Source organism: Mucilaginibacter sp. UYNi724 (genome assembly GCF_054057495.1).
The window spans coordinates 27,503-45,971 of the sequence record NZ_JBSRZI010000007.1 but is presented as its reverse complement, the minus strand read 5'-3'; the positions used below and the strand labels follow the sequence as shown (position 1 = coordinate 45,971).

The window sequence follows — 18,469 nt, the reverse complement described above, 5'->3', positions numbered from 1 at the left end:
GGCCCAAACAATTGTTTGAGCCTTACAAATTTGTGGTTATTACGGGTGTCTTTATTTCTTTGGGATCCTTGTAGGGGTATCCTTACCCGCAACAATACTGCGCGAGCTTAATGCTATTGCACGGATGGTTGCCACAATGTTGTTTACATCCAAACTCGAATATTCATCTTTTACCGTGTGGTAAAGTTTATCGGTAGGGATCTGGTCGGTAGAAATGGTGTGCGCCGGTACGCCCAAAGCGGCAAGAGTAGCGTTATCGCTGCGGTAAAACAGGTTTTGCTCGGGGTATGGGTCCGGGTAAAATTTAAAGGCTGTGCCCTCAAGGTTTTTTTGCAGGATGGCGCCAAAATCAGAACGCTCAAAGCCGGTGATGAACGCCGAGTTCTCGCCAAATTTCGCCGCTTTGCCAATCATCTCGATATTGAACAGGGTAACTACCTTATCAGGGTCTAACTGTTTAGAAAAGTATTGCGAACCAAAGCCGCCAATTTCTTCGGCTGTGAAGGCTACAAATACAAGAGTACGCTCGTTGTTATTTAGCTTTTTGTAATACTTAGCCAGGCTAATAACCGCTGTAGTACCTGATGCATCATCATCGGCACCGTTAGCGATAGTATCTGTTTCGGCACCTTTTTTAATAATACCCAGGTGATCGTAATGGCCGCCAAACACCACATATTCGTTTGGTTTAGATTTGCCGGGAATCATACCTACCACGTTAAACAAGGGCTGCTCTTTTACGGCGGCCTCGTAATTAACGGTCAGCGATATTACATCAGCAAAAGTGCCCATTACAAACACAAGCGTTTTGTTGGATGCGGTAGCGCCTTTGAACGATGTACCTCCGCGTTTCATGCGGCTTGCAATACGGGTGTAGGTTTTAGCAAAGCTGGTATCCACCAACACAAGCGCCTTTTTATCGGTTGCCATTAGGGCCTGATACTCGGCAATGAAGTTTTTATCTGATGTGATCTTCACCACTTCTACACCTTGCGGACTTGTCCAGTTGAATGAGCCTGACGCGCTAACAATTATGTTTTCGGCTGGTACATCGGCACCGTTAAGGATAACCTTTGAACTAACTACCGAAGTACGCACCATGCTGAAATTTTGGCGGAAGCCCGTGGCACCTGCCATCGGTTTTAAACCCGCTGCTTTAAATTCACCCTCAATAAAAGTGGCGGCTTTGTCAATCCCTTTGGTAAAGGTGCCGCGGCCTTCCATATCGTCGGCACTAAGGGTTTTAATGATGCGCTCTACATCATCCTGTTTTATCAGTTTGTTTACATCCTGGCAAAAGCCTGTTACGGGTGCAAGGGCTAACGCGCCTGCTGCTAAAAATATCTTAAATCTCATTATTTTACTTTTGATGATAACCAGCTGCTGCGGAAATCTTTTTGTTGTTGGCTTAATGTTTTACCTGCTTTTTCAAAGGTCACTACCTCAAATGCCGGGCTCTCTTCTACTACTATGGTAGCATCGTGGCTACCTGTACGGTTTTTATAAGCTACCGAAAGCTTATCGCCCGGTTTTTTATCCTTTATAATATCAGCGATAGCGGTAGCTGCTTTTACATCCTGTCCGTCAATTTTCAAGATGGTGTCGCCTGCATCAAGCCCTGCTTTGTAAACCGGGGTGTTTGATACGGTTGAATTGGTAATGGTTAAACCACCGTTTGATGGTTTGCTTGATATACGGCCTATCCATGCTTTGCCCGGCGCTGCTTTTTGCAATACTAAGCCGGCATTAGCCAATAAGGCTTCATAATCGTTCTTTTTTACGCCATAGATGTAATCGGCAAAAAATGCCGTTGCAAACTTAGGGTTGGTAACTTTACCCAAAACCTCCTGTAAATTAGGAATGGTATAAGGCTTGCCGGTTTTACCATAGGCTAACCAAACCTGGCGCATATAACCGTCAAGCGTGATGTTAAACTCGCTGCGCAAACGCAAGTCGAGCGCTAATGCCGTTGCACCACCGTAAACATAATAGCTTGTAAATATATTACCGTAATTGGTCGCATCAACAGCAACGCCGGCATCGGTAAATACCGCATAACGGCTCATTTGGGTTGGCGGATATTTTGCCGGGGCAGGTGCTGCTAAAACCGAGTTAACCAAACCGGCAACCGTACGGGTGTAATCATCAACCGAGTTAAAGCCACTGCGCACCAACAGCATCTCGCCGTAGTATTGTGTAAAACCTTCGGCAAACCAAAGCTCATTGCTCATGTTGGCATGCTCAAAATTGAACGGCTCTAATGATTTTGGGCGGATGCGTTCCACATTCCAGCTGTGAAAAAATTCGTGCGAGTAAGTGCCCAACAAATCCTTTTCGTTACCGGCTACTTTGTCAGATCCGTCCACGATACAGGTAGAGTTGCGGTGTTCCATCCCGTCGCCAAAGTTAGAGGGATGTACATCATCCAGGAAAGTGTAGCTGCCATAATCATAATCTGGCTGTTCGCCAAAAACAGCTTTTTCTTCTAACACCACTTTTTTCACCATCTGGGCAAAGTTATCTATCGTGGCCTGGTCATCATCAGAATGTACAGCGATGCCCATTTTTTGCTTTTTACCATTGGTGTTTACCACATCCCAGTAGTTGGTTTTAACGGCAGACAACTCGGTAGGGCTATCCATCATATATTGCATATCCGGCGCGCTATAAACGTTATCCCCTTCGTGCTTCAATTGGGTAGCTACCTTCCAGCCATATTTATCCAAGTCGTTAAACTCAAATTTGATAGGGCGGGTTACTATGTTCTTATCAACTGCCCACATAAATGCTGCAGGCATGTTGAGGTGCGCGTGGCTGGCATCAATGCCTACATAAGTCCCATCTGTATGGTTACCAAACAGGGTATAGCTTATTTTTACGACTGTACCGTGGTCTGCAACCTCGTAAACGTCTCCTTCAACCTGTTTAATTACAAGTTGTTTGCCGCTAAGGTCAAAAGCTTTTACATTATAAATGTTTTTACCAAACTCGTGCGTGGCATACCGGCCGGGAGATGAGCGGCTCATCCTCATTCTTAGTGGCCCGTTTTCGGTAATATCGGGAACGGTTACCGTTACTTCAGCCTCGTGGTGGGCTGCGTTGGGGAATGACACAACATAGTAAAGCCCGTTGCGTGCTTTAGTTTGTGCATTGGCGCCAAATACGAAAAAAGCGGCAGCGGCAAGGAGTAGTATTTTCTTCATTGAGGTGCTATGATTCAGGTGATGAAATTACCAATTAAATCAGTAACTGTTATCTATCAATTTTATTACAAAAAAGCCTAATCATAACTATGCCTGCCCAGGTCATACTCCGATTGCCCGTTAATGATTTGCTTTCGCCGGGCAATATCTGCGTCAAGGCTATGGTCGTAAGTGTTATCGGTAACAGCTATTTCTCTCTCCTTATCCTTATCTGCAAAATGGGTGTTCGCTTCGCTGATCTTGGCAAGCGCCGTATCATAAGGCCCTTTGGGCGACATCAGCTTTACAAAAACCGGCAAACACTCGAACAGGATGAACAGATAGCCGATGAACGAGATAGCCATATAGGTATCCAGATCGCGCGTGCCATCTACGTTATATGATAGCTGGCCCAGCGCCCAGTTACGGTCTGCAAAGCCGGCCACATTAGATAGGCTGTCCAGCTGCTTTTCGCTGAATAAACGGGTAGCGTTTAACCCTTCGTAATCTTTACGCTTACTCAGGTACTGGTCCATTTGGCCAAGGTTCTCGGTAACGGTTTTTAACCTGTCTTGTTTCTCTTGAAGTACCTGTGCTTTTTGCTTGGCATATGTACCGTACCCGGTGATGCCCGATGTTTGGTTGGTTTTATCGCCAAAAACTTCCTGGTTCAACTCGTAGCGCGAACGGTTGATATCGCGCTCAAGCGAATCTTTCTCCTTCTTCAGGTCGGTATTTTTAACCAACTCCTGCCCGTATTTTTGCTGATAGGTTTTTTGCAGGGTATCTATCTTACTGTGCTGCCCTTTTAGGTAGGCCGTTTTCAGCTTGGTGCGGATTTCCTTATCAAAGATCTTAAGCTCCAGCGGGCGCGAGATAACCACACCTATCATAACCGCAAGCAAAATACGCGGCGTGGCTTGCAATATCTGCTGGTTCATGCTACCCTCTTTATTAATGCTGGATACAATGTACCTATCCATATTAAAGATGGCAGTACCCCATATCAGCCCGAAAAGAATGGCGAAACCAATGGCAAATGCATTGCCGCTAAATACAAAGTACATAGCGTAGCCGCCGGATAGCGATGCAAAAAGCGCAGTGAAAAATATGGTGGCACCAATGCCCACATACTTATTATGTTCTATAGGGTATTTTTTTAGTGTGTCCACATGCGCGCCGGAACAGAACCAAAAAAACCTGGTTACTTTTTTCATTAAGGTAATAGGGTAATAATATACACCTAACCATAAAACGCACTTAGGTACTGATTGTTACAGATTGACTACAAATATTTGATACGGAAAAACATACCTTTGGCTATTAATTATATTTACCATGAAAGAAATAAGCGTACAGGAACTTAAACAAAAGTTAGATAGCGGCGAAGATCTTCAACTGATAGATGTTCGGGAAGACTTTGAATACGAAACATCAAACATAGGCGGTTTGTCCATCCCCCTTGGCGGCATTTTAATTGAGGCCGATAAAGTGGAGAAAGATAAACCTGTTGTTGTTATGTGCAGAAGCGGCAAACGCAGTATGGCCGCAATTATGCAGTTAGAGGCACAAGGTTATACCAACCTTAGCAACCTGCAAGGAGGCATCTTAGCCTGGAAAGCCGAGATAGACCCCGAACTAAACGTTTACTAATATGGGCAAAAAGGTAGCACTTAACGTGTTTTATAACATCGCTATATTTTTGTGTATCATTATTATCTGGAATGCCGTTGAAGCAGCGCGCTGGGAGTATGTTTTAGCCTGCGCGTTTATAGCCGGTATCATTATCACCCTTAAAATAAGGCTGATAAAAGAGATCAAGAACTTGCAGAACAATAAATAATGTAACAATAAACCCATTCGCATATCTAACCTACAAAAACAAAATAACCCTAACCAAAACATACGATGTTTTTAATAATTGTTGGTATTGTTGTGCTTGTTGTAGGTATAACAATAAAACGTTCTGCTGAGCCTATTAACCGCTTTGGCGGCATTATTAGCATTATAGGTATAGCAATAGCAGGCATCAGCCTGCTATTTTCGGTTTTTAAGGTAATCGATCCCGGTAAAGTTGGCGTACAGGTACTGTTTGGTAAAGTGCAAAACGATGTATTGGAAAGCGGCCTGCATGTTATTAACCCCCTGGTTGATGTAATCACCTTTAACACCCAAACCCAAAACTACACCATGAGCGCCGTGCACAGCGAAGGCGAAGTGCAGGGCGATGACGCCATCCGCGTGCTATCATCAGACGGGTTGGAGGTTACGATAGACCTAACCGTGCTTTATAAAGTAAATGCCAACAAGGCTCCTTTTATTATGCAGAATATTGGCATGGACTACGTGGACAAAATTGTACGCACGGTAGCCCGCACCGCCATACGCGATAACGCAGTGAACTATGCAGCGGTTGACCTGTACTCGATAAAAAGACAGGAATTTCAAAATAAAATAAACTCGACCATAGCACTTAGCTTTGAAAAACGCGGCCTCGACCTGCAACAGATCCTGGTGCGCAATATTTCGTTGCCGGCATCTGTGAAGGCAAGTATCGAATCTAAAATCAATGCCGAGCAGGAAGCACAGAAGATGACCTTCGTGCTGCAGAAAGAACGCCAGGAAGCCGACCGTAAACGCGTGGAAGCCCAGGGTATAGCAGATTACCAGAAGATCCTTTCCACCGGTTTATCTGATAAGCAGCTACAATACGAAAGCATTAAAGCCCAAAAAGATATTGCCCTTTCGCCAAATACCAAGATCATTATTATGGGCGGCGTTAAAGGCACACCGGTAATGATTAGTGACAAGTAGGTAAGCCTATTTAAAGTACTGTGCGTACTTAGCCGGTATCCCCGTTATGGGCTTAATGATGATATTTTTATAATAAACTTCGGCTGCTTCGCTTTGCAGCTGAAGTTTACCATGTGTTAAAGGTTTCATAACATCACCATCTTTAAACCGCGAATTTTTTAGCACCATAACCACCTTGCCGTTAACAATGTGCAAGCTTTTGTCTCCATAGGTAATAAGTTCCATCTCGTTCCATTCGCCCATATGCTTATCCATTTTGGCCCCTGCTTCGCAGAAACTTCCGTTGCCGGTACCACCGCCTATCGGTGTCCATTTGCCATTCAGGTTATTGAATTTAAAGCTGGAATCTTTTACCGCTTTTGCGTCCGCCTGAGATGTAGATTGCGACCAGTAATCGCCGGTGCTATTCTCTACCACCTGAAACTCCTGGCTGAGCATCCATGTACGAAAATATTCTACACCACACTTGCCCTGCGAATGGTATAATAAGCCCGAGTCTTTGTAATCATCCAGCCTGGGCACCCATTTCTTTTCGCCCCATTTAAATTTTAGTTTAAGATCATAGTTCTTAAAATCTTGCTTGGTAAAAATACAGCCGTATATCTCTCCGGTTATTTTTAATACCGGCTCGCCGTTTTGCATTTCCACCGAAAAAACATTGTTCTTGTTTACATTGTAACCAATGGGTTTAAGCGGATTGCCATACTCATCCACCGGCTGCTGCCCTTTGTAACCAGGTTTATGATAATAACTTTGGTAAGTTTCCCACCTCGACAGGTTTTTATCCAAAAGAGCGGTCCATTCTGGTGCAGGCTTAAACGATGTGCCCGTTAACAGGCATAACAGTATAAGGCAGGTGAAAAAGTTTCTCATAAATATATGTTAATTAATTTTGTTTAGCCGGTACCTTCAACCCCAATGCCCCTATATACCCTTTGTTGGGGATGCAATTCACAAATTTACTGTTCTCTAAAAATGCCCATAAGGCTTTGCATATCTTTTCACGATCTGCGGGAGCTGCCTTACGGATGTTCTCGAAACTGCCGCGATCCTTTTCGGTATAGTTGATGATATCTTCGTAACCATCGGGCACATTAAAACTGATAATGCCTTTTAAGTTATCCAACTTTTTGTATGGCCAGTAATGCCAGCCAATGCGGTTCTTTTCGCACAGGATGCGGAAATCTTTTACCCATGCATCTTCGTTCTCGCCGGTTTCGCCAACGTAGATAGGTACATTGTATTTGTCGCGGTAGTCCATGTATTCCTGTATAACGTCTTGCTTAACTTCCGTCCAATATTTGTGGAAGGTGTACACACTCTTACTGTCGAACGGCTTACCGAAGATCTTGAAATTGCTGTCCCACTGCGCGCCGCCAATAAATACAATGTGGTTTTTATCAACCGAGCGTACTGCCTCGGTTATTTGCTTATAAGTTGGCTCTAAATGTGGGTTTATGGCCTTTACATCAAAGTAATGGGCTATGGGTTCATTCAACAGATCGTACCCCATAATAATGGTTTCGTTCTTGTAATGATTTGCAATTTTGCGCCAGATATCAGCAGTAAGTTTACGGCTTGACGCGCTGGTGAACAGGAACGGGTAGCCGTTACCATCGTCGATATTATCGCCGGTTTGGCCGCCGGGTGCGCAGTGCATATCCAGTATTACATACAGGTTTGCCTTTTTACACCAGCCAAGCACCCTGTCCAGCAGTTCGAACCCGCGGTTTGGGTTGTTCTGACCCATATAATCTTCGTAGGTAAAAAGCTTATAGTTGAACGGGATGCGGATGGAGTTCATACCCGAGGCTTTTAGGAATTTGATATCCGCCTCGGTGATGTAGGTGTCCTGGAAATTTCGCCAAAACAGTTTCATTTCTTCCGGCCCAACCAGTTCGGTTAACGCCTCGTTTATCAAACGTTGCGAATTAACCTTTTTAAACTTAAACATATAACCCTCGGGCACCAGCCAGTTACCCAGGTTTGTACCGCGCATCAAAAAGGGCGTACCATCGGTGCCTATTACTTCTTTTCCTTTAACGGTAATAAACTTTGGGGCTTGTGCGCTTGAATTAAAGATGCCGGCAGCAATAGCCAGCAAAAGGGTGATAATTCTTTTCATTTTTGTTGATGATGGTTTACAGAAAGCGTTTACAATTGGCGGCCAACGCTAAACAAATGTAAGGTATTTGGATTATCATTTAACATTTGTACCGATGTTGCAATAATGCGTATTTTGTGGAACAACACATTGCCACCGATGAAACTATTCACTAAAACGTTTTCGTTGCTTTTCATTCTCTGGGGATATTCCATTGTTGGTGCGCACGCGCAAAAAATAACAGTGGCTATTGCCGCCAACCTACAGCCGGTAATGAAGGATTTAAAACGCGATTTTAAAACACGCACTAAAATAGATGTAGAAGTTATCTCCGGTTCATCGGGTAGCCTGTCTACCCAGATCCGCAATGGTGCACCTTATGATATATTTATGTCGGCAGACAGACAGTTTCCCGAGGCTTTGCAAAAGGACGGGTTCACTATTAAAAACAGCATGGTTTACGCGCAAGGTGTGCTTATCATTTGCAGCACACAAAATTTAGACTTCACCAATTGGAGTAAGTTACTTCTGAATGAAAATATTAAAAAAATAGCCATTGGTAACCCGACCATTGCGCCTTACGGCAAAGCTGCCATGCAGGCTTTAACCAAGGCCGGCATTTATGATAAAATGCAACCAAAGATCGTTTTTGGCGAAAGCATCACGCAGGTAAATACCTATATCACTACAGGTGTTGTGCAGGCTGGGTTTACCACGTTAGCCCTTATTAAAGATGCAAATAATAAAGTGCCGCTTTATTACAAAACTCTGAGCCCGAAAGATTACGAACCGATCGAGCAGGCCATGGTAGTGCTCAAAAACGCAAAGGACAAATCATCTGCCGAAAAATTTTATCGGTATATATTAAGCCCGGCAGCTAAAAAAATATTTGAAGCTTACGGTTACCACACCCTATAACGTATGGACCTGTCACCTATTTGGCTTACCCTTAAATTAGCGGCTATCACCACCATGATATTGCTATTGATTGGTTTGCCCCTGGCCTGGTGGCTTTCAAAAAAGCGCTCGTTATTCAAGATAATTATAGAAGCTATTATTACCATGCCTTTGGTGCTGCCGCCTTCTGTTTTGGGCTTTTATTTGCTGCTGGCTTTTAGTCCGCAGCGGGGGTTGGGGCATTGGCTACAACAAACGTTTGATGTGCAGTTTGTATTCTCTTTCCAAGGGTTGGTGCTGGCGTCGGTAATTTACAGTATGCCATTTATGATCAGCCCGGTTAAATCGGCGTTTCAGCAATTGCCAACATCATTGGCGCAGGCATCTTATACGCTGGGTAAATCGCAGTGGCAAACTTTTAGATACGTTTTGTTGCCCAACATCAAACCATCATTACTAACAGCAGCCGTTTTAACTTTTGCCCATACCCTGGGCGAATTTGGTGTAGTGCTGATGATAGGCGGCAACATCCCCGGCGTTACGCGGGTGGCATCTATCGCGGTTTATGATTCAGTAGAGCAGATGGATTACACCGCCGCCAATAACTATTCGCTTATCTTGTTTGCCATTACCTTTGTGATGGTGTTGAGTGTTTTTATTTACAATAAATACCAGGCAAAAAGCCCTTTAGAATGATAGCGGTAAACATCGAAAAAAAGCTGAAGGCCTACAACGGCTTGCGGGTACTGCGGATAAAGAAGGACTTTAAACCCGGCGGCATCACACGTATCACCGGCCCGTCCGGCGCGGGGAAAACTACATTTTTAAAAATGTTGGCGGGGTTGATAACACCTGATATCGGCACGATTAAAACAGTAAATAATATTTGGTTTGATGCGGGGCAGAAGATAAATATATCGCCACAGCAAAGAAACATCGGTTTCGTTTTCCAGGATTACGCGCTGTTCCCGAACATGACGATAAAGGAACATCTTGAATACGCTACTAAAGACGCGCAATGGATAGACCGCCTTTTAACCATTGGCGGATTAGAAACTTTTGCCAACCATAAACCGAATCACCTTTCCGGCGGGCAGCAGCAGCGGCTGGCAATGCTTCGCGCGCTGGCTATCAAACCAAAGTTATTGCTGATGGATGAGCCCTTCTCTGCCCTCGACATCAAAATGAAATCGGCATTGATAAAAGATCTACAAGGCGTGTTTACAGAACTTGGCTCAACAACACTCATCGTAAGCCATAACCCGCAGGAATTGGATGGCATTAGTGAGTATGAATTGGAGATAGCTTGATTAAACTTCTTTAATTGCCGCCCATTTATGGGGCGGAATAGCAGGTTAACAAGGGGTGGCTTTAGTTTAACCAGTTAATTTAGTTGGGCTAAAGCCATTTACTTCCTGCTCTGATCCGTTGGCTAAAGCCAACGGCAATGATGTTAAACCAAGCTTTATCAACAGCCTTTTTTTTAACTTTTGACTTAACACTTATCTACTGTACTTGGCTCACCACGATCTTATCCAAATTATGCAAATACCTGCGGCCGGTTTTAAAATCGTTGGCGGATGTCATTTGCATACTCTCGGGCATTTTATCCGCCTTGATACCATTCTTCTCCATAATGATGTACACATGGTTGCCAACTTCGGTATTATATAATTCATTCCAGGAATACACCACTTTGTAACCATCTGCGCCGGCGCAAACAAAGTAAAAACGGCTCAGCAATTTAGGGCTGGTTGTTTTAATTCTTGTGTGCGATAATACATCCTTCAGTAGGATGCCTTTCAGCTCATCGTCCTGGTGCTTGAACGCCCCGGTATGGTCGGTTACTTTTATATCCCCGATAGCGCTTATGGTGTATTGCTTCAGCGAATCCATAGTGATCACAGATTCTTTAACCACATCGCCCACGATAGCAAACTTGAGTGTCTGCTGATTTTTTTCCTGCGCCATGGCAGCACCCGAACATAGTATAAGTAGTATCAATAGTTTTTTCATGTTCACGAACTAGAAATGCCCGGGCGTCTTACACAACCCAAGGCAAATTAAGAAATAAGTTGCTTTGTTTAAAGCACAGCCAAAATATCTTTTACAGATGCGCGCTTGCTATAATCCTTATCAAAATGGACAAATTCTATTTTGCCCGCGCTGTTTATTACATAGGTTGCAGGCACCGGCAGTACGTTTTCGGCATTGCCGTTAGCTTTGGTCATGTCTAAACCGTAGCCCTGGTACTTTTTAACCGTGGCATCTTCCATCACATATTTTACGCCGTAACTTTTCATGATGTTGTACCCTTTATCTTGCACTATAGAATACGTTGCCTTGGTTTTAGCAACAGTGGTTTTAATGTTCTCGTCTGTTTCGGGTGTTACGCCAATTACGTAGGCGCCTTTGCCTGTAAGCAACTGTAACGAGTCTTGAATGTGCTGCATTTGCTTATTGCAATACGGGCACCATTGGCCGCGATAAAAAAACAACACCACCGCTTTGTTTGATTTTAGCAATGCTTTCAGGTCTACCGTTTTCCCGGTATTATCTTTAGCTGTAAATGGTGGCGCGGTATCGCCTTTTTTTAAACCTGTTTGCGCCATTACCTGTGCAGCAAACATAAACCCCAACGCCAATAGTATATACTTTTTCATATCTGATTAAATTATTCTTAAAAAAAGAAGGGGGATTTTAGCTCCCCCAACTTTTCATACACAAAACACACCTTAATTACATTTTACTGCCCATCTTATCTTCTTTCATCTTATCGTTTTCCATTTTTTTGTCCATTTTGGCGGCTTTTTTCTTTTTCATCGTCATTTTGTCTTCCTTCATCTTCATTTTGCCGGTATCAATAGCGGCAATGTTTTGATTGATGGCGCGGTTAACCGAATGGGCATTCACGTTAACGCTAAAAAATAAAGCAACAACTGCAGTAAGCAGCATAGCCGAAAAGGCCGACCTTTGATTTCTGTTGTACGTTTTCATTTGTTTTTAGTTTTTTAATTTACCCCTTTGTCGGGGCCATTAAACTAACCTTACAAATAATTTAATTTTTATTTAGCTTATCTTCTATCTGCTCCTGCATGGCCTCCTTAAAACTTTCATCTAAATGCACAGCAGTATTGGTATTGCTTTTAAGTAACTGTTTTACCATATCGTTTATCTTTTGGCTTTGTTTAACATAATTTGTACACACATCACACCCGGCAAGGTGTATGCGTAATTCTATCCGTTCCCTAAAGGTTAGTTTGCTCAGCATGCGCTTCTCTATTAAAAAAGTGGCTTGCCTGCAGTTGTATATTATACTTTTCAAATCGTTCATATCTACATCCAGTTTTTTTGAAGGCATGCCCTCAGATTAAGTTTTGCCCGGTGAATAATTACCCAATAGTTTGATGTGCTGATGTTCAACTCGGCGCAAACAAAGTCGGTAGCCTCATCGTCCATATGCTTCATGGTAAAAACGGAGAGCCACAGCGAAGGCAGTTTATTCATACACCGTTTAAGGATCTGGTTAAACTCCTTGTTCATTAGTATATCCGCGCTGTCTATCCCAAAGCTTTGCGGGGCATGTTCTTTTGTCCAGTGACCGTCATCAGCATTAAAAAAATCTTGTTGCTCGATCTCGGCCTTATCAACCCCGGCCATTTTTAAGCCGGATGATTTTTTCCTGTAGGTATCTATAATTTTATTCTTCAGGATGGCTGTTAACCACGTCCGTTCCGAGCTTTTGCCGGCAAACTTCTCCAAGCCCTGCAACGCCGACAGAAAAGTTTCCTGCACCAGGTCACGGGCTTGTTCTTCATCGCTTACACGGGTAATGGTGTACCTATATAAATAGTCAGCGTGGTTTTTTACCCAATTATGCGGGTCGAGCTGGTGGGTATCTGGCCCTTGTTCTGTCATGTCCATTTATAAATCTGTCATGTTAGTCGGTATTTCATCAATATCCTTACAAAATTTATTTGCCGTACCTTACGTATATAAACAAGGCGCATTTATAAATGTAATATTATTTGTAAGGATTTGATCGGCGTACCGACTAAGCCCATAAAAACGCATCCATCCATGAAAAAGATAAAAATATTTAGCGCTATTAGTTGCATTGCCATTGCAGGGTTGCTGTTCGCAAGCTTTGCAAAACCAGGCAAACCCATTGTTACCAAAGGCGACGATAAAGGCTTCGCGGTAGTAGAACTATTTACTTCCGAAGGCTGCTCCAGTTGCCCATCAGCAGATGAATTAGTTGCCCGTGTACAAAAGGAGACTGCCGGCAAACCCGTTTATATATTGGCCTACCACGTAGATTACTGGAACCGCCTTGGTTGGAAAGATATTTTTAGCAGTGCCGACTTTAGTAAACGCCAAAGCACTTATGCAGGCTGGCTAAAACTAAGCGGCGTTTATACGCCTCAGGCCATTGTAAACGGCCGCACCGAATTTGTAGGCTCGGCACAAGGCACCTTGCGTAACGCCATCCGCACAAGTTTGGCGAGTACTTCAAAAACACAAATTACCCTAACGGGATTAACGGCCGGTAAAGATAAGGCGACGGTAAAATACGATACCGAAGGCGCATCAGCCAACTCGGCTTTGGTGTTGGCCTTGGTACAAAAGAATGCCACTTCGGTTGTTAAAAGCGGCGAGAACGGTGGCCGTACGCTGCAACACATCCAGATCGTAAACAAATTACAAACTATCCCGATAGGGAACATTAAAACCGGCGAGGCCAGCATTGCCTTACCAAAGAATTTTTCGGCACAAGGCTGGGAGCTGATCGGGTTTATACAGAACATGCAGACAGGCCAAATATCTGCTGCAACCCGTTTGGCGTTTCCGCAAACGGTTACTGCAAGTAATTAATTCGGCATCAATATTTAATGCTATTTTTATATAGATAATGAAAGCGATAAAAGAGAAACATTCTTTAGCCATGCGGTGGACACATTGGGTAAACTTCCCGATCCTCACCATTATGATCTGGAGCGGTATGCTCATTTACTGGGCTAACGATACTTATACATTTGGCTTTTTTGGTCAAACGTTTTTCAGGTTCTTCCCCAAATGGTTTAACGACGCGCTTAACATACCCGGCCGTTTGGCAGAGGGCATGGCTTTCCACTTTCTATTTATGTGGTTCTTTGCCATTAACGGTGTGGTATATGTGCTGTACACTATAATCTCCGGCCAGTGGCGGGAGTTGGTTCCCAAGCGCAATTCGTTTAAAGAGGCGTGGCTGGTATTGCTTCACGATCTGCATATCCGCAAGATGGCGCCGCCTCAAAAAAAATATAATGCCGCGCAGCGGATAGCCTATACCGCTATTATTTTAATGGGGTTCGGCTCGCTGATAACCGGGCTGGCTATTTACAAACCCGTACAGTTTAGCACCATCACCTGGCTTTGCGGCGGCTATCATGCCGCGCGGATAGAACATTTTGTGCTCACCATTGGCTACGTGTTTTTCTTTATCATCCATGTGGTTCAGGTGGTGCTTGCCGGGTGGCGAAACTTTCAATCGGTTGTTACCGGTTTCGAGGTAGTAAACGATCAGCCAAAACATATTATTAAACCGACCGTAAGCAATGAAAAGTAAAAAGCCAAAAAAGCCGCTCACTACCGAGCAGAAAATAAACAGGCGTACGTTCATTTCGTTCGGTACGTTCGCAGTCATGTCGGGCGCGGCCTACGGTGGCTGGAACTGGCTTAAAAATTCGCCTAAAGAAATGCGTACGGCTACTGCCGGGGCAAAAGCGCCATTGCGCAGGGCTTTAAATAAAACAGAGCTTGCCTTCCGCAGGGTGTTTAGCAATAACAATCTGGTTAAAACCTACCCAAAAGAGCGGGCGGCAAAAGTGGTGCGCTACAATAGCGGCGTTGGTATAAAAGATGCCATAGATGTAGACGGGTGGATGCTACAGGTAAAAAAGCAATCGGGCGAGGTGATGAAGATCACCTTAGATGAGATCAAATCGCTCCCAAAAACTGAAATCATCTACGATTTTAAATGCGTGGAAGGCTGGGACCAGATCTCGCACTGGGGTGGTGTAAAGTTCACCGATTTTATAGAACACTTTAAGCTTACCGACCAAACCCAACTGGAATACGTAGGCATGGCCACGCCGGATAAGAAATATTATGTAGGGATTGATATGCCAAGCGCCCTGCACCCGCAAACCCTATTGGCATATGAAATGAACAACCAACCCCTTATGCCAAAACATGGCGAACCGCTGCGCCTCATTATCCCGGTAAAGTACGGCATCAAAAACCTTAAACGCATCGGCACTATTACCTTCAGCAACCAGCGCCCGCCAGATTATTGGGCAGAAGTTGGCTATGATTATTATTCAGGATTGTAGGTCTTACTCATTTTGTGCAACCATTGTTTTGCAATAGCACTGTCTTCAAATGTTTCAACTACGATATTGCCATTAAGGTTAGCTATGGTCATATCTGCCGAGAGCCTGCTAAACGTACTTGACGAATAAACCCAGGCTATATGAGTGACACCCGCATTTTGCAGCATTGGAAAAAATTCATTAGCAACCCATTCTACAGCATCGTTCCAGGTACCTATTACTTTTATGTTATCGTTTAAGATTAATTTGGCCTGTTTATCTACAACAAAGTTCAACAACTTAAGGCATCCGGTTTTTATGGTGTGTAAACTGTGAAAACCCTCCCACTCAGATACGATACAGGCTAACGGCTCATCATATGTTACCAACATACCGGCCCCTTGGTAATCAGAGAAGTTTGTGTTTCCAATTTGCTTGTAAACGCCAATGTTAGACATAGGGAGCCGCATGCTAAATGTTGCACCTTTACCGGGCTTACTTTCTACCCATACGTTTCCATTGTGCCTTAAAGCTACATCTGACACTTTACTTAAACCTGTCCCTAATTCTTCAGCAACGCTTTTGTTAATAAAACTCATAAAAATGCGATTAAGGGTTTGGCTATCTATCCCTATACCAAAATCCCGTACAGATACGATTGCATTTTTACTCACCACCTCAAGGCAAACCTCGACCCTGTTTGCAGAAGGTGAAAAATTTATGGCATTGTATAATAGTTGTTTTACTGCCACTGCAATACTATGCTCGTTGCCATAACAAGTAACGTTTTCTTTGCTGTTTAAAACAATGGTATGCACAGTGAATTGCTTTTGCACCTCTGCAATCACCTGCCCTAATGCTTTATTTAAAGAGAAGTTTCTGATCTCCTCGTAGGCAACTGGTTCCAATTCATTATTTACCTTGTTATTTACCTTACGTAAAACTGCGTCAAGTTCAAGGCTGCATTCTTTGATGTAGCCGGCAGCCATTTTAAATTCGTCATTGCTAATTAATGCGTTAGTAATCAGGTCGGCTAAACCAAGTAAACTGGCAACAGGTTTGCGCAGATAATGCGAATTTAAATGAGATACTTCTTTTAATCTCACAATTTTGTCCAGTAGCTGTTCTTCGTAAATTTTACTTTCGGTTATATCCCTGAAGTGTATAATTACACCTTCTTCAACATAGTATATAATTACAGTAAACCATTTTTGAATAGGCCAGAAATAAGAAATAAACTCTTCGTTCCGGCGCTCTTTTATTGCTTGCTGATACCTGGAATAAAAATCCGTATCAACGACTTCGGGGAAAACATCCCATAAATTTTTACCCAAAACGTACTTACGGTTATATCCTATTAATCCTTCGGCAGCGCGGTTCCAGTAGGTTACTATCGAGTTATGGTCTACCTGGAAAAAACCAATGCTGGTAGTTTCGAGCATACGGCTCAACTTGTGCTGTGTAAATTTTAGCTGGCCGGCTATCGCCTTTTTCTCCTCGATGTTTTGAGTAACAACAAGCCTTACCTGCCTTTCATCGAAAATCATAGCATACGACATGATTTCTACATCGAATGTCCTGCCGCAGCTATCCTGGTGCCTAAATTCCCGAAAGTATGTTTGATCCGTTTTTATCTCCGAAATTATTCTCTCTACAAGTTGCATATCTTCCGGGGGCCGAAGATCTTTTATTGTTTTACTTAGAAATTGTTGTTTGCTATAACCATAAGCAGTAACGGCAGCATTATTCACCTCCAATATTTGCAAGGTAATGATGTCAAATACCCACATCGGATTAGGGGCCGAATAAAAAAGAATATTAAAATTATTCATTGGTTAGCAAATCTCTTATTGTAAAAATAAAAGTTATACTGGTATTTTTAAGTAAAAGGCAAAATAAATGAACAAAATAAATTAATAAATTAAATATCGTTTACTTGCAAACGGTGTTTATAAACCGTTCTACCACATAGGTAGATAGTTGCCCGCCCGGGCCGTTCAGGTTATAATCGAACCCGTGGGTGGCCCATGGCAAAACAAGGTTGTAATGCATTACACCGTTTTGGGTAAGTTTGACATCCAATTTTTGGCTGTGTATTGGCGATACCAGCACATCGTTGCCGCCATGTATAGTAAGCGTTGGTAAAGTCGCTTTGGTTACAAATTCAATTGGCGAACTGGCGAGGTATTTACCGGGCATGGCTTTATAAGTACCGCCCAGGTAACGCTCCATCACCCCGCGCGAGTCCATCACCAGCTTGCTTGCCGGTTTCGAATACCCCCAAACCATATCTGCCGGCCCATAAAAATTAACGACACCTTTCAGGCCGTTTTGAGGGCGGTTATAAGCCGATAAGAGGGCAATTTGTGCCCCTGCAGAGCGGCCTAAAAGCACAAAATTATCGGTATCGATGTTCAGCTTATCTGCATTTTGTCGCAGATAAGTAAACGCCTGCCCAACATCGTCAATGGCCAGTGGTGCCTCGTATTTTGGCGCAAGCCGGTAATTGATAGACGCCACATTGTACCCGGCCTTTGCTAAATAAGTATTCAGTTCGGGCAGTTGCCTGCTATCGCCGCTGCTCCATGAGCCCCCGTGTACTACAATTATGCAAGGCCTTTTACCTCCAAATTGCGCGGGGTAATAGTCGAGCGTTAAATTATCGCTATACGTTAATGTATTGTTTACGACAGAGTTATCGGCAGTACTAAACAGTTTAAAAAAGCTGAACGGGCTTTGGTCATTATCCCTTTTGATGATGGTGCTGCCCGGCCCGAATGCGGTATTAAAGTTTTGCTTAAGCGATGATGCCACCATGTATGCCCTGATAATGGGCGATACAAACAGCATCAGCGCCAATAATCCTGCAACAGTAGAAACCGACTGATACTTTTCTACCCAAACGCAGGCAATTAACAGCACGCTTGTTATCCCAATAAATATCAGCGGGAATTCGGTCACGGCTATGGCCAGCAACCATAAATGATAGGTTGGGGCTTTAAACACCGTTAACAATGAAGCAAGCAAAAGTAACACAACCAATACCGGCACAATAACACCCACAATTTTCAATATTTGCTTCATATACGTAAATCCGGCTTGTTAGATATAGTGTAAAC

General features: G+C 43.5%; 22 protein-coding genes. 9 read left to right on the top strand and 13 right to left on the bottom strand.

From position 1 onward, the window contains the following. Nucleotides 1-51: 51 nt before the first annotated feature. From ACVW0P_RS11835 to ACVW0P_RS11825, 3 genes are all read right to left on the bottom strand, one after another. Nucleotides 52-1,356, bottom strand: a complete 1,305-nt coding sequence (locus ACVW0P_RS11835) for a M20/M25/M40 family metallo-hydrolase (RefSeq protein WP_457132278.1) — start codon at nucleotides 1,354-1,356, stop codon at nucleotides 52-54. Continuing rightward, complete coding sequence (locus tag ACVW0P_RS11830; protein ID WP_457132277.1) at nucleotides 1,356-3,203, bottom strand: M61 family metallopeptidase; 1,848 nt, start codon at nucleotides 3,201-3,203, stop codon at nucleotides 1,356-1,358. Before ACVW0P_RS11830 ends, ACVW0P_RS11835 begins: the two co-directional genes overlap by 1 nt. Nucleotides 3,204-3,280: 77 nt before the next feature. After that, nucleotides 3,281-4,399, bottom strand: a complete 1,119-nt coding sequence (locus ACVW0P_RS11825; RefSeq protein WP_457132276.1) for a DUF4407 domain-containing protein — start codon at nucleotides 4,397-4,399, stop codon at nucleotides 3,281-3,283. Nucleotides 4,400-4,520: 121 nt separating this feature from the next. On the opposite strand from ACVW0P_RS11825, the gene ACVW0P_RS11820 reads away from it, so the two are divergent. The 3 genes from ACVW0P_RS11820 to ACVW0P_RS11810 all read left to right on the top strand — a co-directional run bounded on the left by ACVW0P_RS11820 (nucleotide 4,521) and on the right by ACVW0P_RS11810 (nucleotide 5,996). After that, nucleotides 4,521-4,835, top strand: coding sequence for a rhodanese-like domain-containing protein (locus ACVW0P_RS11820; protein WP_354426888.1), 315 nt, complete (start codon nucleotides 4,521-4,523; stop codon nucleotides 4,833-4,835). Between the two features lies 1 nt (nucleotide 4,836). After that, nucleotides 4,837-5,025, top strand: coding sequence for a DUF6358 family protein (locus ACVW0P_RS11815; RefSeq protein WP_354426889.1), 189 nt, complete (start codon nucleotides 4,837-4,839; stop codon nucleotides 5,023-5,025). Between the two features lie 65 nt (nucleotides 5,026-5,090). Next, nucleotides 5,091-5,996 (top strand): prohibitin family protein, encoded by a 906-nt coding sequence (locus tag ACVW0P_RS11810; RefSeq protein ID WP_457132275.1) that lies wholly within the window; start codon nucleotides 5,091-5,093, stop codon nucleotides 5,994-5,996. 6 nt (nucleotides 5,997-6,002) lie between these two features. Here ACVW0P_RS11810 and ACVW0P_RS11805 read toward each other — a convergent pair whose 3' ends face one another. The 3 genes from ACVW0P_RS11805 to ACVW0P_RS11795 are packed head-to-tail and all read right to left on the bottom strand — an operon-like array spanning nucleotide 6,003 to nucleotide 8,297. Further along, a complete protein-coding gene (locus ACVW0P_RS11805) occupies nucleotides 6,003-6,869 on the bottom strand; it encodes a 3-keto-disaccharide hydrolase (protein WP_457132274.1) in 867 nt (288 codons plus the stop codon). Nucleotides 6,870-6,882: 13 nt separating this feature from the next. After that, nucleotides 6,883-8,121, bottom strand: a complete 1,239-nt coding sequence (locus tag ACVW0P_RS11800) for a glycoside hydrolase family 5 protein (RefSeq protein ID WP_457132273.1) — start codon at nucleotides 8,119-8,121, stop codon at nucleotides 6,883-6,885. Nucleotides 8,122-8,150: 29 nt separating this feature from the next. Further along, nucleotides 8,151-8,297 carry a hypothetical protein gene (locus ACVW0P_RS11795; RefSeq protein ID WP_457132272.1) on the bottom strand — a complete coding sequence of 49 codons (147 nt, stop codon included), beginning with the start codon at nucleotides 8,295-8,297 and terminating at the stop codon, nucleotides 8,151-8,153. On the opposite strand from ACVW0P_RS11795, the gene modA reads away from it, so the two are divergent. From modA to ACVW0P_RS11780, 3 genes are read left to right on the top strand one after another with little or no spacing between them, the layout of a single operon-like run. Further along, the gene (gene modA / locus ACVW0P_RS11790; protein ID WP_457132271.1) at nucleotides 8,287-9,018 is read left to right on the top strand and encodes a molybdate ABC transporter substrate-binding protein; all 732 of its coding nucleotides are present in this window, start codon (nucleotides 8,287-8,289) and stop codon (nucleotides 9,016-9,018) included. The genes ACVW0P_RS11795 and modA overlap by 11 nt on opposite strands. 3 nt (nucleotides 9,019-9,021) lie before the next feature. Next, nucleotides 9,022-9,693 carry a molybdate ABC transporter permease subunit gene (modB, locus tag ACVW0P_RS11785; RefSeq protein WP_457132270.1) on the top strand — a complete coding sequence of 224 codons (672 nt, stop codon included), beginning with the start codon at nucleotides 9,022-9,024 and terminating at the stop codon, nucleotides 9,691-9,693. Next, entirely contained in the window at nucleotides 9,690-10,307 is a 618-nt protein-coding gene (locus ACVW0P_RS11780; protein WP_457132269.1) for an ATP-binding cassette domain-containing protein, read from the top strand. Before modB ends, ACVW0P_RS11780 begins: the two co-directional genes overlap by 4 nt. A gap of 196 nt (nucleotides 10,308-10,503) precedes the next feature. On the opposite strand, the gene ACVW0P_RS11775 is transcribed toward ACVW0P_RS11780, so the two are convergent. The 5 genes from ACVW0P_RS11775 to ACVW0P_RS11755 form a co-directional block, all read right to left on the bottom strand. Beyond that, nucleotides 10,504-11,013: a hypothetical protein gene (locus ACVW0P_RS11775; protein ID WP_457132268.1), complete on the bottom strand. Its 510-nt coding sequence runs from the start codon at nucleotides 11,011-11,013 to the stop codon at nucleotides 10,504-10,506. A 68-nt stretch (nucleotides 11,014-11,081) separates the two neighbouring features. Next, nucleotides 11,082-11,660 carry a peroxiredoxin-like family protein gene (locus ACVW0P_RS11770; protein ID WP_457132267.1) on the bottom strand — a complete coding sequence of 193 codons (579 nt, stop codon included), beginning with the start codon at nucleotides 11,658-11,660 and terminating at the stop codon, nucleotides 11,082-11,084. 76 nt (nucleotides 11,661-11,736) lie between these two features. Beyond that, on the bottom strand, nucleotides 11,737-11,994 hold the full coding sequence (locus ACVW0P_RS11765) for a hypothetical protein (RefSeq protein WP_457132266.1): 258 nt from the start codon (nucleotides 11,992-11,994) through the stop codon (nucleotides 11,737-11,739). A gap of 61 nt (nucleotides 11,995-12,055) precedes the next feature. Then, nucleotides 12,056-12,358 carry a zf-HC2 domain-containing protein gene (locus ACVW0P_RS11760; RefSeq protein ID WP_457132265.1) on the bottom strand — a complete coding sequence of 101 codons (303 nt, stop codon included), beginning with the start codon at nucleotides 12,356-12,358 and terminating at the stop codon, nucleotides 12,056-12,058. Continuing rightward, the gene (locus tag ACVW0P_RS11755; RefSeq protein ID WP_457132264.1) at nucleotides 12,334-12,921 is read right to left on the bottom strand and encodes a sigma-70 family RNA polymerase sigma factor; all 588 of its coding nucleotides are present in this window, start codon (nucleotides 12,919-12,921) and stop codon (nucleotides 12,334-12,336) included. Before ACVW0P_RS11755 ends, ACVW0P_RS11760 begins: the two co-directional genes overlap by 25 nt. Before the next feature lie 156 nt (nucleotides 12,922-13,077). On the opposite strand from ACVW0P_RS11755, the gene ACVW0P_RS11750 reads away from it, so the two are divergent. The 3 genes from ACVW0P_RS11750 to ACVW0P_RS11740 are packed head-to-tail and all read left to right on the top strand — an operon-like array spanning nucleotide 13,078 to nucleotide 15,371. Then, entirely contained in the window at nucleotides 13,078-13,872 is a 795-nt protein-coding gene (locus ACVW0P_RS11750) for a DUF1223 domain-containing protein (RefSeq protein ID WP_457132263.1), read from the top strand. A gap of 37 nt (nucleotides 13,873-13,909) precedes the next feature. Beyond that, the gene (locus ACVW0P_RS11745; protein ID WP_457132262.1) at nucleotides 13,910-14,605 is read left to right on the top strand and encodes a cytochrome b/b6 domain-containing protein; all 696 of its coding nucleotides are present in this window, start codon (nucleotides 13,910-13,912) and stop codon (nucleotides 14,603-14,605) included. Continuing rightward, a complete protein-coding gene (locus ACVW0P_RS11740) occupies nucleotides 14,595-15,371 on the top strand; it encodes a molybdopterin-dependent oxidoreductase (protein ID WP_457132261.1) in 777 nt (258 codons plus the stop codon). The genes ACVW0P_RS11745 and ACVW0P_RS11740 overlap by 11 nt, the downstream gene beginning before the upstream one ends. Here ACVW0P_RS11740 and ACVW0P_RS11735 read toward each other — a convergent pair. Further along, the gene (locus ACVW0P_RS11735; RefSeq protein ID WP_457132260.1) at nucleotides 15,356-17,182 is read right to left on the bottom strand and encodes a PAS domain S-box protein; all 1,827 of its coding nucleotides are present in this window, start codon (nucleotides 17,180-17,182) and stop codon (nucleotides 15,356-15,358) included. The two genes, ACVW0P_RS11740 and ACVW0P_RS11735, sit on opposite strands and share 16 nt — an antisense overlap. 100 nt (nucleotides 17,183-17,282) lie before the next feature. Beyond that, complete coding sequence (locus ACVW0P_RS11730; RefSeq protein ID WP_457132259.1) at nucleotides 17,283-18,434, bottom strand: alpha/beta hydrolase fold domain-containing protein; 1,152 nt, start codon at nucleotides 18,432-18,434, stop codon at nucleotides 17,283-17,285. Between the last annotated feature and the right edge of the window lie 35 nt (nucleotides 18,435-18,469).

Coding starts and splice junctions, on each gene's coding strand:
- ACVW0P_RS11825 (WP_457132276.1), bottom strand. CDS start 4,399: ATGAAAAAAGTAACCAGGTTTTTTTGGTTCTGTTCCGGCGCGCATGTG.
- ACVW0P_RS11830 (WP_457132277.1), bottom strand. CDS start 3,203: ATGAAGAAAATACTACTCCTTGCCGCTGCCGCTTTTTTCGTATTTGGC.
- ACVW0P_RS11810 (WP_457132275.1), top strand. CDS start 5,091: ATGTTTTTAATAATTGTTGGTATTGTTGTGCTTGTTGTAGGTATAACA.
- ACVW0P_RS11775 (WP_457132268.1), bottom strand. CDS start 11,013: ATGAAAAAACTATTGATACTACTTATACTATGTTCGGGTGCTGCCATG.
- ACVW0P_RS11835 (WP_457132278.1), bottom strand. CDS start 1,356: ATGAGATTTAAGATATTTTTAGCAGCAGGCGCGTTAGCCCTTGCACCC.
- ACVW0P_RS11755 (WP_457132264.1), bottom strand. CDS start 12,921: ATGGACATGACAGAACAAGGGCCAGATACCCACCAGCTCGACCCGCAT.
- ACVW0P_RS11800 (WP_457132273.1), bottom strand. CDS start 8,121: ATGAAAAGAATTATCACCCTTTTGCTGGCTATTGCTGCCGGCATCTTT.
- modB (WP_457132270.1), top strand. CDS start 9,022: ATGGACCTGTCACCTATTTGGCTTACCCTTAAATTAGCGGCTATCACC.
- ACVW0P_RS11740 (WP_457132261.1), top strand. CDS start 14,595: ATGAAAAGTAAAAAGCCAAAAAAGCCGCTCACTACCGAGCAGAAAATA.
- ACVW0P_RS11765 (WP_457132266.1), bottom strand. CDS start 11,994: ATGAAAACGTACAACAGAAATCAAAGGTCGGCCTTTTCGGCTATGCTG.
- ACVW0P_RS11770 (WP_457132267.1), bottom strand. CDS start 11,660: ATGAAAAAGTATATACTATTGGCGTTGGGGTTTATGTTTGCTGCACAG.
- ACVW0P_RS11730 (WP_457132259.1), bottom strand. CDS start 18,434: ATGAAGCAAATATTGAAAATTGTGGGTGTTATTGTGCCGGTATTGGTT.
- ACVW0P_RS11760 (WP_457132265.1), bottom strand. CDS start 12,358: ATGCCTTCAAAAAAACTGGATGTAGATATGAACGATTTGAAAAGTATA.
- ACVW0P_RS11805 (WP_457132274.1), bottom strand. CDS start 6,869: ATGAGAAACTTTTTCACCTGCCTTATACTGTTATGCCTGTTAACGGGC.
- ACVW0P_RS11795 (WP_457132272.1), bottom strand. CDS start 8,297: ATGAAAAGCAACGAAAACGTTTTAGTGAATAGTTTCATCGGTGGCAAT.
- ACVW0P_RS11750 (WP_457132263.1), top strand. CDS start 13,078: ATGAAAAAGATAAAAATATTTAGCGCTATTAGTTGCATTGCCATTGCA.
- ACVW0P_RS11820 (WP_354426888.1), top strand. CDS start 4,521: ATGAAAGAAATAAGCGTACAGGAACTTAAACAAAAGTTAGATAGCGGC.
- ACVW0P_RS11745 (WP_457132262.1), top strand. CDS start 13,910: ATGAAAGCGATAAAAGAGAAACATTCTTTAGCCATGCGGTGGACACAT.
- ACVW0P_RS11815 (WP_354426889.1), top strand. CDS start 4,837: ATGGGCAAAAAGGTAGCACTTAACGTGTTTTATAACATCGCTATATTT.
- ACVW0P_RS11735 (WP_457132260.1), bottom strand. CDS start 17,182: ATGAATAATTTTAATATTCTTTTTTATTCGGCCCCTAATCCGATGTGG.
- ACVW0P_RS11780 (WP_457132269.1), top strand. CDS start 9,690: ATGATAGCGGTAAACATCGAAAAAAAGCTGAAGGCCTACAACGGCTTG.